The 15,067-nt window shown below is 62.6% G+C and carries 10 protein-coding genes; 4 read left to right on the top strand and 6 right to left on the bottom strand.

The window, feature by feature from the left end; translation table 11 throughout:
• The first annotated feature begins 82 nt into the window (after positions 1 to 82).
• Together phaZ7 and INQ42_RS11085 are read left to right on the top strand one after the other, a co-directional pair.
• Positions 83 to 1,219 carry an extracellular native short-chain-length polyhydroxyalkanoate depolymerase PhaZ7 gene (gene phaZ7, locus INQ42_RS11080; RefSeq protein ID WP_194034316.1) on the top strand — a complete coding sequence of 379 codons (1,137 nt, stop codon included), beginning with the start codon at positions 83 to 85 and terminating at the stop codon, positions 1,217 to 1,219.
• Between the two features lie 69 nt (positions 1,220 to 1,288).
• On the top strand, positions 1,289 to 1,513 hold the full coding sequence (locus INQ42_RS11085; RefSeq protein WP_194034317.1) for a hypothetical protein: 225 nt from the start codon (positions 1,289 to 1,291) through the stop codon (positions 1,511 to 1,513).
• A gap of 218 nt (positions 1,514 to 1,731) precedes the next feature.
• Here INQ42_RS11085 and INQ42_RS11090 read toward each other — a convergent pair.
• A protein-coding gene (locus tag INQ42_RS11090) for an IS3 family transposase (RefSeq protein WP_194034318.1) occupies positions 1,732 to 2,888 on the bottom strand; the annotation gives its coding sequence in 2 pieces (ribosomal slippage) (positions 1,732 to 2,639 and positions 2,639 to 2,888; 1,158 coding nt in all).
• Positions 2,889 to 2,908: 20 nt separating this feature from the next.
• On the opposite strand from INQ42_RS11090, the gene INQ42_RS11095 reads away from it, so the two are divergent.
• Together INQ42_RS11095 and INQ42_RS11100 are read left to right on the top strand one after the other, a co-directional pair.
• Positions 2,909 to 3,937 carry a hypothetical protein gene (locus INQ42_RS11095; protein ID WP_194034319.1) on the top strand — a complete coding sequence of 343 codons (1,029 nt, stop codon included), beginning with the start codon at positions 2,909 to 2,911 and terminating at the stop codon, positions 3,935 to 3,937.
• A gap of 73 nt (positions 3,938 to 4,010) precedes the next feature.
• A complete protein-coding gene (locus INQ42_RS11100) occupies positions 4,011 to 5,147 on the top strand; it encodes a Shedu anti-phage system protein SduA domain-containing protein (protein WP_194034320.1) in 1,137 nt (378 codons plus the stop codon).
• Between the two features lie 137 nt (positions 5,148 to 5,284).
• On the opposite strand, the gene INQ42_RS11105 is transcribed toward INQ42_RS11100, so the two are convergent.
• Genes INQ42_RS11105 through INQ42_RS11125 form a run of 5 tightly spaced genes read right to left on the bottom strand, consistent with a single transcriptional unit; the run spans position 5,285 to position 14,909 of the window.
• Positions 5,285 to 8,389 (bottom strand): type I restriction endonuclease subunit R, encoded by a 3,105-nt coding sequence (locus INQ42_RS11105; RefSeq protein ID WP_194034321.1) that lies wholly within the window; start codon positions 8,387 to 8,389, stop codon positions 5,285 to 5,287.
• A gap of 34 nt (positions 8,390 to 8,423) precedes the next feature.
• Entirely contained in the window at positions 8,424 to 10,952 is a 2,529-nt protein-coding gene (locus INQ42_RS11110) for a DUF4268 domain-containing protein (protein ID WP_194034322.1), read from the bottom strand.
• The gene (locus tag INQ42_RS11115) at positions 10,949 to 11,704 is read right to left on the bottom strand and encodes a hypothetical protein (RefSeq protein ID WP_194034323.1); all 756 of its coding nucleotides are present in this window, start codon (positions 11,702 to 11,704) and stop codon (positions 10,949 to 10,951) included. Before INQ42_RS11115 ends, INQ42_RS11110 begins: the two co-directional genes overlap by 4 nt.
• Entirely contained in the window at positions 11,701 to 13,065 is a 1,365-nt protein-coding gene (locus tag INQ42_RS11120) for a restriction endonuclease subunit S (protein WP_194034324.1), read from the bottom strand. Before INQ42_RS11120 ends, INQ42_RS11115 begins: the two co-directional genes overlap by 4 nt.
• A complete protein-coding gene (locus INQ42_RS11125; RefSeq protein ID WP_194034325.1) occupies positions 13,062 to 14,909 on the bottom strand; it encodes a type I restriction-modification system subunit M in 1,848 nt (615 codons plus the stop codon). Before INQ42_RS11125 ends, INQ42_RS11120 begins: the two co-directional genes overlap by 4 nt.
• Positions 14,910 to 15,067 lie beyond the last annotated feature (158 nt).

Here is a 15,067-nt window from a genome sequence, read left to right on the forward strand (position 1 = left end):
CGAAAACGCCCTTTCGTACAGTGGTGGCCGCACAGCTGGCGTAGCAGGATCGAGCGACAACCGCACACTTCTGGAGTACGCCATGCGCCGTTCCAACGTCGGTTTCAGCCTCCGTCCGAGTCGTTGCACCCGCTTCCTCCTCGTTCTGGCCGCGTGCGCGGTCGGCGCTCTCTGGACCCTCCCGGCCGACGCGCTGCAGTGCACCAGCAACAACGGTTACACCTGCACGCCGGCGACGCAGTACGCCGGTGGCTTCAAGCCCGGTGCCGGATACGGAGGTTTCGGCGGCGGCAACTGCACCGCCACCCGGACGCCAGTGGTCTTCATCCACGGCAACGGTGACAGCGCGACCAGCTTCGACATGCCCACCGCCGCTGTCGCCGGGTATGCCAAACCGGCCCGGTCGGTCTACCAGGAGCTCAAGGCGGCCGGCTACAACGACTGCGAACTGTTCGGCGTGACCTACCTGTCGGATGTGGAGCGCAGCAATCCGCAGGCCAACTACCACGAGCCGTGGACCTACAACCAGCTGAAAACCTTTATTGATGCTGTTAAGGCCTACACCGGTAAGTCCCAGGTCGATGTCGTTGCCCACTCGCTGGGCTCGTCGATGGCGCTGGCGATGATCAAGTACCACGGCTACCAAGGCAGCGTCCGCCGTTTCGTCAACATTGCCGGCGGCATCCGCGGCCTCCAGACCTGCCGCTTTACCGGTTATCAGTCGCCGCTGGCACCGACCTGCAACGCCGAAGCCTACGTCTATCCCTACAACCACTACACCTTCGGCCTGTATCCCAGCACCGGCGTCACCTGGTACGGCTACAACCGCTGGACCGGCAGCGGGAGCGGCAGCATGCGCACCATGCCGGCCAGCTATACCGGCATCCGCTTCTACACGATCACCGCAGGCTCGCGCGATCAGGTCCACTGCTTCATGACCAACAAACGCGACTGCGCGTCCGGCGCCCTGTTCAACGCGCGCGCCAACGTGATCGCCCAGGTCGATGTCGGGCTGGGCAGTGGCAGCTACCAATACGACTGGGACTGGGCCGACGGCAGCCCGTACAACGCCGGCGGTGGCGACACCAGCCAAGGGGTCGGCCATTTCCGATCCCTGGCCAACACCGGGATCATCGTCCGCAACATGCTGACCACCACGTGCGCTGGTGCCTGCAGCAACGGGTACGTCGGCGCGCACGGCCCGGCCAGCGCCCTGTAGCCGAGCTGTCCACGGCGCGATAACGGGATCTGCGCAAGGGTGGGAGTCCGCCTGATCACGGAGATGCCGATGAGCCGCCTGCCCAATGACGATCGCAAGGACCCGCCTTTGCCGGGGACGGGCCCGGATGCACCCGTGACCGAGCCCGATAGCGAGCGGGAACCGCCGGTGAGGGAACCCGATCCAAAACAACACAACAGCGACAACCAGGACGAGGCGCTGGAGGAGACGTTTCCCGCCAGCGATCCCGTGTCACCGTTTATCTCGGCCACCCGTTTGACGTCACCCACCTAGGAGGACGTCGGATTGTTTCGAGCAAGCGACGCGACCGGGGTAAAGCCACCGTAGATCATCTGCTTGCCGTCAAACGGCATGGGATTGTTTTCCTCGCCCATCCGCGGATCGGTCATCATTTTCTCCGGGTGCTCGCCAAGGGGGATGTCAACGTCCCGGCACTCGTTACGAAAATCGAACACATTCTGCGCGGGCGCGCCCTAGGATGCGTTTGGGTTCTACCCCGATTCCACGGACGGTTTGATTAAGGCCTGAAACTCCCGATCACGCCGGGCAACTCTACGGCGCATTCGCGGGTTGTGGAACCGCTCGAAGTAGTCGAACAGATCCGCCCGCGCCTCGTCCCGGGTCCGGTAGTGGGTGCGGTGCACGCGCTCCCGCTTGAGCACCCCAAAGAATCCTTCGCACGCCGCGTTGTCGCCGCAATGGCCGACCGCGCTCATGCTGCAGACCAGGGCGTTGCCGCCCAGAAACTTCTGGTACGTGCCGCTGATGAACTGCCCGCCGCGATCCGAATGCAGGATCACTTCGTTCTCGCCTTCCCGCTGCCACACCGCCATCTGCACGGCCCGCACGACCATGTGCCGGTCCTGGCGATGGTACATCGACCAGCCCATCACCCGTTTGCAGTACAGGTCCAGCACGACGCACAAGAACAGCTTGCCCTCGATCGTCACGATCTCGGTGATGTCCGTCACCCACTTGGTCTCCGGCTCGACGGCGTCGAAATCGCGTTCCAGCAGATTCTCGACCCCAACCGGTCGACTGCCCGGCTTCTGGCCAAAGCGACGCTTCTTGCGCTGCGGCCAGCCCTGAAGCCCATTCGCCGCCATCAGTCGCGCCACCCGGTTGAGGCTGGCGCTTTCGCCCTCGTCGCCCAGGTCTTCGTGCATGCGCGGCGCGCCGAGAACGCCTCTGCTGTCCTCATGCATCTCCCGGATACGCACCAGCAAACGCGCATTGTCCTGCGCCCGCGGTCCGGGCTTGCGCCCGGACCAGGCGTAGAAGCCGCTGGTCGACACTTCAAGGCAACGGCACATCATCCCGACGGGATAGTCGCTGCGGCAGTACTCAATCACCGCGTACCGTTCGGTGACTGCTTCGCGAAGTACGCCGCCGCGTCTTTTAAAAAATCACGCTCCTTGGTCACCCGCGTCAGCTCGCGCTTGAGGCGGGCGAGTTCCTCGTCGCGCGGGGTTCCACCGCCAGGAAAGGCTTTGGTTCCTCCGGCATCGGCCTCCCGCACCCAGCGGGTCAGCAGGGCCGGGCCGACCCCGACCTCCAGGGCGATCTTTCGGCAGCTCGAATTCGACCGCCGGACCAGCTCGACGAGCTCGTGCTTGTACTCAGGGCTGTAACGCTTGCGCTTGGACATGGACACTCCTCTGATCCAGTATGGATCTTAGTGAAAGTGTCCGCAGAATCGGGGTAGAACCCAAGGCGGACCTGGCGGCTCCGAAAGAAGAACCGCTGGTTGACCTGACTGTGGCGTTCTTGAAGTTCCAGTTCGATGGCCAGCCGGCCGCGGAAGTACACCAGCTGGCGGCTCGGGAAGTTCACGATTTGGAGATCGAAGTGCGCGTGTCCCGTTGGCCGCAAGACAAGCGAGAGCTTCGGCTGACACCGATCTCCGTGGAGCCGAAATCGACTTATGACTTCCCCAGTTTTCAGTTCGAGAAGCCTGACAGCGATGCCCCATACACGATGCGGCAGAGTGGTCGCGCTGCCTTGCTGCTGCCGCAGGGCATGCACGCGCGCCCTTTCGAGTTCAAGTACACCGCCGAATTCATCCCTGAACGCGGGGATCAACCGGTGGCCGTTGTAGGCCACCGCACGCTGATCGTGGACGGTGCCGACACCACAAAACTGCAGATCTGCGGCTATCAAGGGCTGGACCAAACGCTGTTCGCACTTCGGGAAGTGCTGCGTCGCCGCCCGGGTGTGCCGCAAGCGGAAACCGCCGATGCGCTGCTCGTGCTCGCCGCGCTGTGCAATTTGGCCGGCCGTGCGGTTCAAGATGCCGAGTTCAAGGGAAGATGGGATGAAGCAGCGTTTCAACGGTACGTACGCGCAGAGTTGCGTCGCCATCCGTTGATCGGCGCGGATCTGGACGAGCACGCCCATGCAGCCGGCGGCATCACTGATCTGTCATTGCGCGGAATGCCGATCGAGCTCAAGGCCGTTGACACGCTAGTCAGCTCTGTTGATCAGTGCGAACCATTCCTCGCCCAAACCGCCAGCTATGCCGTAGCCAAATCCAAGCGCACGGCGATCTTGTGCGTGCTCGACAGTAGCGATAAGAAGACGGCGCCGGTGCCGCCGGAGACGCTGCTGGACATCCGCACACATGCCCAAGACGCCGTGTCGATCTGCGTGCTGGTGATCCAGGGCCACTTGGCTCGGCCGAGCGCGTTGTCGCGCTGAAGACGCGTCGGCTCTGCTCTCATGTGTGAAGCGTCAACCTATGTCTGTTCTGCCATCTTTCTGGTAACCGCGTTTGGCTGATCAGAATCCACTCTTAGCAAGTAGCTTAAATGTCCCGTTCTGGGTCACGGAACTGCTCTTTCCTACCCCCGATAAATCCATCGAATCCCTTGGAGAACAGAGAATGAGCACGTTAAGCGATGAAAAGTTTGATTCAATAATCTCGATATTCAATCGTTCAAGAGATTTATCAAAAGGAGCTCCCCTCTCGGTCGATGATGTATCTCGCGCTATAGACATCAAGATGCTTAGTATCGATAACGTAACTCAGGATGCATTTAGTGAAATTCTTGATGATTTTAAAGAATTGAAGGAAGAGCTCAAAGCAAGGATTGTAGATAGGTACCCAGATGGCCTTCAGGCATCAAGTGAAGTCGCGAAGGACCCGAATCTCTCTTGGCAAATTATTAGGTTCGGCGACCTTAAGAAGTTAGCCGACAACGTTCATGACGCAATGGAGGAACTCAAGAGCATAGAAGATGAAGTCATTAGTTTTGCAAACCTGGTGCTCGGCATCGCGAGGTACAAGCTTGAGCAAGATGTGGTTCCTTTGGTCGCCCGAGGCATGGTTGCCGTAGGCGTTCAAGAGGCACTCCAATTTTGGAACGACATGCGCGACGCAGCGGCTAGGGACACAGAGGCTGTTTGGCAGGATGAGCTTGCCTCCCGCTCAATGCTTCTGTCACGCGTTTTGGGTGGACATGTCGTGGTTGTGGGAGAGCAGCAACATGTTGGCACAGGCAGTTTGGATGGATCCGGAGATCGGATTACAGACTACCTAGCGAAGCACTCAATAACTAACAACGTCACTTTAGTTGAACTCAAGACCCCCGGAACGAAGCTGCTTGGAACTGCGTATCGCAAAACATTTCCTCTTTCATTAGAACTTTCCGGGAGTATCTCGCAAGTTATGTCGCAGCGAGCGGAGCTCACTAAAAACTACTTCCAAAAGCAGCATGAAGCCGCATTCGAGTTCCAGGTCGATGCGGCAAGGTGTGTTGTTATCGCAGGCGATGCAGAGAGGGAACTTGATACGCCAACGAAACGAGCTGCATTTGAGATGCAAAGAGACGCACTGGGATCACGGGTGCGCATCATCACCTTCGATGAACTTTATTCCGAGTTCGAATCGTTCAACCGTTCCATCTAGTTCGCGGCGAGGGCGGATATTTCCTAGTCCCGTCGTTCTGAACGGGACAAGCGCCCGTCAAGCGTCGAAAGCGGACTCCCCTACCCCCGATAAACGTCCCAAATCGGACCCAAGTTCCGGGCTTGGCTGCGACAAGGTCAACCATTGGCACGCGGAACCTCCCCCTGCGCACGAAGGGCCTCGTAAAGCTGCGCCGGTCCCATCAGGATGTCTTTGAGGCCCTCGCGCACACGCTCCGAGGCCAGCGCCTGGCTGCTCATTGTGTTGTGCGCGTCCAGCGCGTCCATGATCGCGTTCATCAGCGCCTGCTTGAGGTCGGGCGAGTTGGCGAACTGTTCCTTGCTGTTGCCGGCTGCCTGCTGGATCAGGGTCTCATTCTCCAGCAACTTCCCCTTGAGCACGCCGTTGACGTAGACCAACTGGTCGTCATCCGTCAGCTGCCCCTCGAACAGGCCGTTGACCTTCTCGATGATCTCGGCGAGGTACGCCTGCTGCTTGTCCTGCACCCGGCCACTGCCCACCGCATCCAAGGGCGGCAACTTGTAGCTGCCGTCGGCATTGAGGTTAAGCGGCTGCTTGCCGCCACTGCGCAGGGTGTGGTGTGTCAGCACCACCTTTGACAGATCCACCGTGTCACGCTCGCGGCCGAACTCAAGCAACGGCAGCAGGCGCAGGTAGAACATGAATCGCTTCTCGATAGCGGTGTTGCCGTAGTCGAACATCTGCGACAGGAAGGCATACAGGCGATTGAACGAGGCCATGTCGCCCTTGAAGAGGACCAGTGCGTCCAGCTCATCCTTTGCTGACTTTTCCGCCTCGCCATCATCGGCCTCCATCGCCGCCGTACGAGACTGCTGCACCGCCTTGTAGCGCTTCAGCAGCCGGTCGGCGACTGGGTGGATGGCAGCCACCAGCTGCGCCTGTGTGGCACGCGGGTCCATCTCGACCTTGGCCAGCCGCTCTACCTCGAAGTCGTCGTAGTGCCCAGCGGCGTCCAGCTTCGCCCGCAGGTCAAAGATCAGGTTGGGGTCGGTGGTCGCCTCGAGCTCGGCGGTCTCGTAGTACGTCTTGAACGCCTTGAGTACGTCGCCCGCTTCGTTGACGAAGTCCAGCACGTAGGTGGTGTCCTTGCCCGGGTGGGCGCGGTTGAGGCGCGACAACGTCTGCACGGCCTGGATGCCGCCCAACTTCTTGTCCACGTACATGCCGCACAGCAGCGGCTGGTCGAAGCCGGTCTGGAACTTGTTGGCCACAAGCAGCAGATGGAACTCCGGCTGCGCGAAGGCCTCGCGGATGTCGCGATTCTTCAGACCGGGATTGAGCAGCTTGCTGGTCTCGGTGACCGGCTCCGGGTAGCTATCCGGGTCATTTACCTCGCCCGAGAACGCCACCAGCACACCCAGCGGGTAGTCGCGGCTTTCGATGTAGGCGCGAATAGCCTTCTGCCAGCGCACCGCTTCCTGCCGGGACGACACCACCACCATCGCCTTGGCCTTGCCTTCCAGCAGCGGCCGCACGTTCTCGCGGTAGTGCTCCACCACGATCTGCACCTTGGCGGCGATGTTGTACGGGTGCAGGCGGACCCACTGCATGATTCCCTTCATCGCGGTGCTGCGCTCGACCTGGGTGTGGTCGATTTCCTTGCCGTCATGGGCGAGGCGGAAGGCCAGGTCGTAGGGCGTGTAGTTGCGCAGCACGTCGAGGATGAAGCCCTCCTCGATTGCCTGCCGCATCGAATACACGTGGAACGGCTGCGGCAGCCCATCCGGGCCGGGACGGCCAAACAGCTCCAGCGTCTTGCCCTTCGGCGTGGCGGTGAAGGCAATGTAGGTTAGGCCGGACTCGGCGCTGCGCGCGCCCATCTGCGCGGCCAGCAGCGCCTCTGTGTCGATCTCGCCACCATCCTGCAGCTCGGCCCATTCCTGCGAGCTCAACAATTGTTTGAGCTTGGCCGCCGCCTGCCCGGTCTGCGAGCTATGCGCCTCGTCGGCAATCACCGCGAAGCGCTTGCCCTCGGTTGCGGCCAGCTCCTGCACCTCCTGCAGCGCGAAGGGGAACGTCTGGATGGTGCAGACGATGATTTTCTTGCCGTCCTTCAGCGCCTGCCCCAGCTGTGCACTCTTGCTGCCCTGCTCACCGGTGATGGTAGCCACCACGCCGGTAGTGCGCTCGAAGTCGAAGATCGCCTCCTGCAACTGGCTGTCCAGCACGTTGCGGTCGGACACGACCAGCACGCTGTCGAACACCTTCTCGTTGTCGCGGTGCAGGTCGGCGAGGAAGTGCGCGGTCCACGCGATCGAGTTGGTCTTGCCCGACCCGGCCGAATGCTGGATCAGATAGCGCTGCCCTGCCCCGTTCTCGTGGACATTGGCTACCAGCTTCCGGGTGGCGTCCAGCTGGTGGTAGCGCGGGAAGATCACCGCCTGCAGCTGCTTCTTCTCGTCGCGCTTGCCGATCAGGTAGCGGCCGAGGATCTCCAGCCAGCTGTCGCGCTCCCACACCTCCTCCCACAGGTAGCGGGTGGCGAAGCCCGCCGGGTCCGGCGCGTTACCGGCGCCCCCCGCATTGCCGCGGTTGAACGGCAGGAAGCGCGTGGCCTCCCCCGCCAGCCGCGTGGTCATCTTCACCTCGGCCTGGCTGACCGCGAAGTGCACCAGCGCGCCGCCGGGGAACGCCAGCAGCGGCTCGCTCAGCCCGCCCTTGGGGTGCGGGTGCCGGTCGAACCGGTACTGGTCCACCGCATCGCTCACGCTCTGGGTGAAATCCGACTTCAACTCCGCCGTCGCCACCGCGATGCCGTTGACGAACAGCACCAGGTCCAGGCAATCGTTGGGCCGATTGGGCGAGTGCTTGACCTGCCGCACCACCCGCAGCCGGTTGGCGGCGTAGTGCTGCTGGGTCACCGGGTTCATCGCCAGTGCCGGCCTGAACTGCACCAGCGACAGCGGCTGCTTGAGCCCCAGCATCTCCACCCCACGGCGCAGGACGTCGAGCGTGCCGCGCTCGTCGAGGTTCTTGCGCACGCGCTCGGCCAGCCGATCGCCCAGTTGCGGGCCATGGGTCTTCAGCAGGCGCTGCCAGCTGTCGGGCTGGGTCGCTTCGATCCATGCGAGCAGGTCGGGTAGGAACAGACCGTGCTGGCGGTCGTAGTGGGCGGCATCACCTTCGGCATGGAGCCAGCCGTTGGCCGCAAGGTGCGCGCAGATTTCGCGCTCGAAGTGGTGCTCCTGGTGCAGGTTCATGCGTCCATCCTCGGGCAAAGCGCGACACGCGTGCTCACTTGGGCAGCTTCTCTATGCGCGGGACCAGCACATCCGTCATTCGGTACGCCAAGTCGACCAGTCGATCTTGAATAAGCGGCCACTCGCTCTCGTCAACGGACCAGCCTCCGTCGGTCAATGCCCGGATCTTTGACCTCTTTCGATCGGCCTGGCCCAGCCACTCCAACGGAGCGCCGAACGCTTCCTCGATCTCCGCACGCTGGTCATGGAGCAAGTCGAAGAGCGCCGTCCCCCCGTCTTCGTGATGGATCAGGCAGCTCACGCGCGCTTCTGCCCGTGTCATGGCCACGTTGAACCGAAACCCGCTTCGACCGATGCCCACTCCAAGCCACGGGTTGGAGCTGCGGTTTCGCCTCTGGAAAAGCGTGCCCCGCTCGTTGGCCTTGACAAGGAACTGGTCCCAGAAGCGCCGATACACCTCCTCCCTGGCGTCGTCATCCCCTTCTTCCGGTTCGTGTTCGCCGGCGGGGACTCCTTCCTCCCACTCGGCGTAGGACCTTCCGGTGCCTTCCTCTCGCCAGCTCAACCGACCGTTGGCCGACCGTCCCCACACCACGGCCGCAGCTGCACTTGGACTGCTGAACCAGGTATCGCGAAGAAACTCCCGACTTTCTCCCACGGCTGGAGCAAGAGTGCCGTTCTCGACGAGATCCTGATGCAGGACCTTATAACCGGCATCGACACCGACCCAATCCGCTCGCGCATGGGAGCCTGCGAATACGACGAACTGTCCATCGACCTGCTGGCCCGTCGCCCGAATCTGCTGGTTAAGCCCCCCGAGCACAAACACCGGTGAGTCCACGTCTGGCGTCACGGCCGGAGCGACTACCCGGGCGCGTCCAGCTAATTGCCAGTGATCCTCTGCCAGCTTGAGGAGGGCAGCCTGCCGAGCCTGTAGGACAGCCGTATCCCATTGCGTCTCTTGGAGCACTTGCGTTGTCAATGGAAACGCACAGGCCCCACCCTTGCTGAAGTACGCCTGCTTTTTGCGGTCGAAGTCGTAGTTGTTCGCCGCACTGTTCTTCTTGCGGTTGAGCAGCGCCAGGTTGCCCAGACGATGAACCCACCCCTGGCGCTCTTGTTCGCTTGGCATCCACTTCACCCAAACGCTGTCCGGGCGCGGCTGCTGCGGGAGCACGTGCTCAACCGTGACCTGCTGGTGCTGCATGGTCATGCTGCCGTCCGAGGCCAATGCGTCCATCCGAAGCAGGATGAGCCCCAGCGCTCGCGCCGAATGAGTGCGATAGAGCGGCCCCTCGAGCATGCTGTACATCTCGTGCTGCTCGGCGGGCGGTAATTGCAATGGCGAGCCTGCGGCTTCCAGGTCATCGCCGGCCTCCACGGCAGCCGTGAGACGCGAGAAGCGCTCGATTCGCTCGTTGACCCCTGCCTTGCGCACCAGCATTGAATACGCCAAGCGCTCCAGACCGGCTACAAACGAAAGCAACGCGTCCGGATTCGACGAGTGTCGCGTGAAATAAGCAAGCGCCGGGGGCATCCAGTCCTTGAACTCCAGCCGGTTGAGCCAGCGCAGCGAGTCGTTGATCGCCTCGGCGTGTCGGGTGCTCGCGTGGTCCGCATCGCTGATCTCGCGATAGGCCTGCGCCATCGGCGACAGCACCTTGTCCACAAACAGCCGGGGGTCGGACGGGCCCACATGCTCGCGGAACTCCTTGAGCAAGGTGCCCTGTGGCTTGGCCTTGCGATAGACCATGCGGATGTGGCTGAACAGTTCACCAAAGCTGTCCCGCCCCAAGTCGGACTCCAGACCTTCCCACTTCTCGGTGTAGCCCGAACGAGCCGCCTCCGGGACCGCTCCGATGATTTCCGCCTTCAGGATATCCGTGGCCGACAGATCCAGCCCTCGGCTGTTCATGACGCCGAAGATCCGGTACGCGGAATCCAGATCGGGCGTCGCCACGGCGACCAGATAGCAGCGCGTCACGATGAATTGGACAAGTCGCACCAGCAGGGGGGCGTCGAGATTCGTGAGCACCGACATGAAGTAACGCGCGTTTTCACGCAGGCGGGCCTGACTGTCCGGCAAGGACTCATCACCGGACACCAGCTTCTCGATCCCTCCCTCGTGCTGCACACGTTCCCGGAAGAACTGCATGTCTCGCTCCCGCAGCGTCAGCCGGTAGTGGTTATCAGTGGCCGAGACGATGTCACCTTGGTCATAGATCCGGCGCGTAATGCCGCGGCGCACGTTCTCGTCCTTCACCACAGAGCGTATGCAGGCCAGCAGCAGCGTGAGCGTCGTCAGGCGCTGCTGGCCGTCCACCACTTGCGCGGCGGGGGACGACTCGCCCTTGATAAGCACCAGGCTGCCAAGGAAGTAGGGCGGAATCTCCCCGAGCGTTTTGCCCGCGTCGCGCATGTAGCCCAGCAGGTCATCCAGCAGCTCCTGTGCCTGGTCCCTGCCCCATGAATAAGGTCGCTGATACGCAGGGATGGAGAACATGTACTCGTCGCTGAAAATCTTGGCCAGCGGCTGTTCCTTGGCCGACAAGGTATGCCTCATATCGCTTCATTCCCTTTCATGTGGATGGCGTGCCTGCCAGTGAACCAGCGGCCGGTGACGCGGCTTCGGCGGTATTCACCCAGATAGCCGGTGCGGCGATCAAACACCTCGACGCGCCATGAGCGGTCGACGAGGGGTGGAAGCTGGGTTTCGAGCGCGCGCAGGTCGGACAGCCAGTGGTCCAACCGCTCCGTGACCAGCACAGCGCGGCGCTGTTCCGGAATCAGGTGCACCAACGGATTCGCCGACGGCTCGGCGGTGGGTGGGCCGTGATGGATAGACAGGTGCAGCGGATCGCTGCCGCCGTAGAACGGATCGTGGTGGTGGACCTGACCGCGCCGGGCGAAGCTGCGCCACCAGTCCTCGTCCGGCCAGCGAGAATGCCGGGCGAGCCAGGTAGGCGAGGGGCCGCCGCCGATCAAGGCGGACTGCGGCAACTCGTAGCCCACACCCAGCGGCAACCAGGACCACGCGGCGTAGTAGTCGATGAGGTCATCGGCGCCCCACACCCGTTGCACGAGCGCCAGCACGGGTGAATCGCCCACCGGCTGGCCGGCGGCGTACCACCACGCAAGGCCGCGGCCAACATCGGCCCACCCCAGCAGGCTGGACAGCGTGTAGTGCAGCGCGCCCCAATGGGCGCAGGCCTGTTCGAGTGGTCCGGTTGTCGGCCGCGGGATCGCGCTTTCAAGCCTGGGGTCGGCCAGTGCGCGGAACACTGCGGGGACATCGCGGAGCCAAGGATCGGTCACGCCGCCTCCGCCTCCACTGCACCGCGCACGTCAATCTGGCCGGTGACGGCAGCAGCGATCAGGGCGGTTCGGCGCTCCCGCAACAAACTCGCCGACCGCTTCGCTTCTGCCCCAAGCCGATCAATCCTTGCGCACTCTGCGACCACGAAGTCACAGACGGCTCCTTGCTCAGAAAGCGGCGGCACAGCAATTTGAATCCCATTCAGCGTGCCGATGTTGATCACGTCCATCGTCCCGCCACGACTGAGCAGCGAGAATTGCTCGAACACAATGTTGCTACGGAGGACCGTAACCAAGAACTCAGCCAGGACATGCGACCTCGAACGTAAACGAATGAGGCGAGGATTGATCACGCCGGGATGAATCCCTTCTGGAACGATGGCGACTTTTCCGAATGTCCCAACGCAGCTGATCAAGATATCGCCTGGTGTGACGGCATACTGCTGAAGCTCTGAGTACTTCTCACTGCCGATGAAATAATCGCCCAGCGTGAAATCTGCAGGAATTACCTGCTCCTGCCCGTAGACGCGATAGCCACTAGCGCAGTACATGTCTTTCGTGAGTGCTGATCCGAACGGACCAGCCTTGGCGCTCGCGATCACCTTCTTCAACGGCCTCACCTCCCAATGCGCCGGCACCCTGCCCAGCCACGGGGTGCCGGATTCCATCATGGGGGCGTTGGCGTCGAGGCCGCGGGTGACGGCGCGGGAGATGGTGGCCTGGCGCTTTTCGGCCAGCAGTGCCAGCAGCTTTTCCTGCTCGGCGATCAGTGCGTCGATCTTGGCGGTTTCGCGGTCCAGGAACCTCGCAATCTGGACCTGCTCGGCGTACGACGGGAACACCCCCCTCTCGTTGAAGTACTGCGACTGGTCCAGATTCTGGATGCCAGACGTCTGCTTGATGGCAACGATATTCACGCCATAGGCGTACGCGGCGGCGTGCTGATACATCCAGAACCTAGGAGCCATCCCCTCCGCCAAAGTCACCTTGGCCACGAAGTTTGAACAAACCGCAGGCTCATCACGGTCGTAAAGCACGACTTGTCCAACCGGCTGCCTCTCACCGCCGCCCGATTTTTCAAGGAGCAGATTGTCTCTTTGCAGCGTTCTCCCAGCGCGCTCCGACTGCGTCACGGAACGTTGCGTCGGCACTACTCCATCAACCACGAGTCGCGCCCGATCGAAGTCTGCGACACGCACGCAATCGATATCACTGTCGTCACCCTTCGGCTCCTCACCCCAGATGCCGTTCTTGCAGGACGTGATCGCCGCCTTCAGCCGATCGACCTGCCAGTGCGACGGCACAGTGCCCAGCCAATCGACTCCGCTATCCCTGTACGCCGGATACCTCGGCAGACTCATTCCACCAGCTCCCCCAACATCCGCATGATGTTGCCGGCCACCTGCTTCAGCTCGGCGTCGATTTCCTCCAGCGGACGAGGCGGCTCGAACACGTAAAAGTGGCGGTTGAACGGTATCTCGTAGCCGACCTTTGTCTTGCCCTCATCGATCCACGCGTCCGGGGCGTGCGGCAGCACCTCGCGCTCGAAGTACGCCTGTATGTTCTCGCCCAGCGGCACGTTCTCGGTATCGCGCAGGCTGCTGTCGGGCTGCGGCTGGCCTTTTTGCTTGCCCTTCTCGAACTTGAGGATGTTGCCGGACTCGTCGCGCAGCGGGCGATCGACGGTGATGGTGGTGTAGCCGAACGCCTCGTTGTCGAAGATCCGCGAGACCGGCACGCGCTTGAGCTTGCCGCCCTCGGGCGCCATCGGCGGGGTGTCGGTGCCGGTGACGATGCGCTGCTCCACCTCGTGGCCGTCGGCATCCAGCACGGTGACGCGCTCGGCCTCGGTGAAGTCGCCAAACAGGCGGGTGACGGTGGCGATGTCGTCCTCGCCCATCTCCTTGCGCTTGCTCCCCAGGCTCTTACGCATCTTGCGCCAGAAGCCGCTGGCGTCGATCAGCTGCACCTGCCCGCGGCGATCGTCCGGCTTCTTGTTGCTGACGATCCACACGTAGGTGGCGATACCGGTGTTGTAGAACATGTCGGTCGGCAGGCCGATGATGGCCTCGACCAGATCGCTCTCCAGCAGGTAGCGGCGGATCTCGCTCTCGCCGCTGCCGGCGCCACCCGTAAACAGCGGCGAGCCGTTGAGCACGATGCCGAAGCGGCTGCCGCCCTCCCCGTTGACCACCGGCGCCATCTTCGACACCAGGTGCAGCAGGAACAGCATCGAGCCGTCTGACACGCGCGGCAGGCCGGGGCCGAAGCGGCCATCGAAGCCCTTCTGCTCGTGCTCGTCGCGCACGGCCTTCTGCACCTTCTTCCACTCCACGCCGAACGGCGGGTTGGACAGCATGTAGTCGAACTTGCGGTGGGTGAAGCCGTCCTCGCTGAGGGTGTTGCCCGGCACGATGTTGTCCACGTCCTGCCCGCGGATCAGCATGTCCGCCTTGCAGATGGCGTAGGACTCGTCGTTGAGCTCCTGCCCGTACAGGGTCAGGCGCGCGGCCGGGTTGTGCTCGATCAGGTGCTCGGCGGCGACCGAGAGCATGCCGCCGGTGCCGGCCGTGGGGTCGTAGATGGTGCGCACCACGGCGTTGCCGGGGGTCAGCACGTCGTCGTCCTCGATGAAGATCAGGTTGACCATCAGCCGGATGACTTCGCGCGGGGTGAAGTGTTCGCCGGCGGTCTCGTTGGACAGCTCGGCGAACTTGCGGATCAGCTCCTCGAACACGTGCCCCATCTGCGCGTTGTCCACGCGGTCCGGGTGCAGGTCGATGTTGGCGAACTTCTCTGTGACCAGGTACAGCAGCTTGTCCTTGGCCAGCCGCTCGACCTGCGTGTAGAAGTCGAACCGCTCGAAGATGTCCCGCGCCTCCGGCGAGAAGCCCTGCACGTAGGCGTACAGGTTCTGGCGGATGTGGTCCTGGTCGCCGAGCAGCTTGGGCAGGTCCATCGGCGAGGTGTTGTAGAAGCGCGCATCGCCGACGAGGCGCCGCAGGAACGGGTCGGGGTTGATGCCAGCGTCGGTCTTCTTCTTGAGTTCGGCCAGCACCTTGTCCTTGGTGGGCGCCAGTACGCAGTCGAGGCGGCGCAGGACGGTGAAGGGCAGGATGAAGCGACCGTACTCGTGCGGCTTGTAGTTGCCGCGCAGCAGATCGGCGACGGACCAGATGAATGACGACAAGGCAGCTTGGTTCATGCGACGAGGATCCCCAGCCCAGTTCGAAGCTGAATTGTAGTCGAGGCGGTCGCTCAGCCTGAGACTCGCAGCCTTCAGCGAGATCGCGCCAGCCACGTTCCGGCGCCGGCTGCGTAGCGATCGTCGTGGATGTGGCGACTGACGGAGACCGACTCCAG

It is taken from the genome of Lysobacter avium (assembly GCF_015209745.1).
GTDB classification, from domain to species: Bacteria; Pseudomonadota; Gammaproteobacteria; order Xanthomonadales; family Xanthomonadaceae; genus Novilysobacter; species Novilysobacter avium.

What these genes read in the sequence shown, in the direction of transcription:
- INQ42_RS11110 (WP_194034322.1), bottom strand. Translation starts at nt 10,952, where the DNA reads ATGAGGCATACCTTGTCGGCCAAGGAACAGCCGCTGGCCAAGATTTTC.
- INQ42_RS11095 (WP_194034319.1), top strand. Translation starts at nt 2,909, where the DNA reads ATGGATCTTAGTGAAAGTGTCCGCAGAATCGGGGTAGAACCCAAGGCG.
- INQ42_RS11105 (WP_194034321.1), bottom strand. Translation starts at nt 8,389, where the DNA reads ATGAACCTGCACCAGGAGCACCACTTCGAGCGCGAAATCTGCGCGCAC.
- INQ42_RS11120 (WP_194034324.1), bottom strand. Translation starts at nt 13,065, where the DNA reads ATGAGTCTGCCGAGGTATCCGGCGTACAGGGATAGCGGAGTCGATTGG.
- phaZ7 (WP_194034316.1), top strand. Translation starts at nt 83, where the DNA reads ATGCGCCGTTCCAACGTCGGTTTCAGCCTCCGTCCGAGTCGTTGCACC.
- INQ42_RS11085 (WP_194034317.1), top strand. Translation starts at nt 1,289, where the DNA reads ATGAGCCGCCTGCCCAATGACGATCGCAAGGACCCGCCTTTGCCGGGG.
- INQ42_RS11125 (WP_194034325.1), bottom strand. Translation starts at nt 14,909, where the DNA reads ATGAACCAAGCTGCCTTGTCGTCATTCATCTGGTCCGTCGCCGATCTG.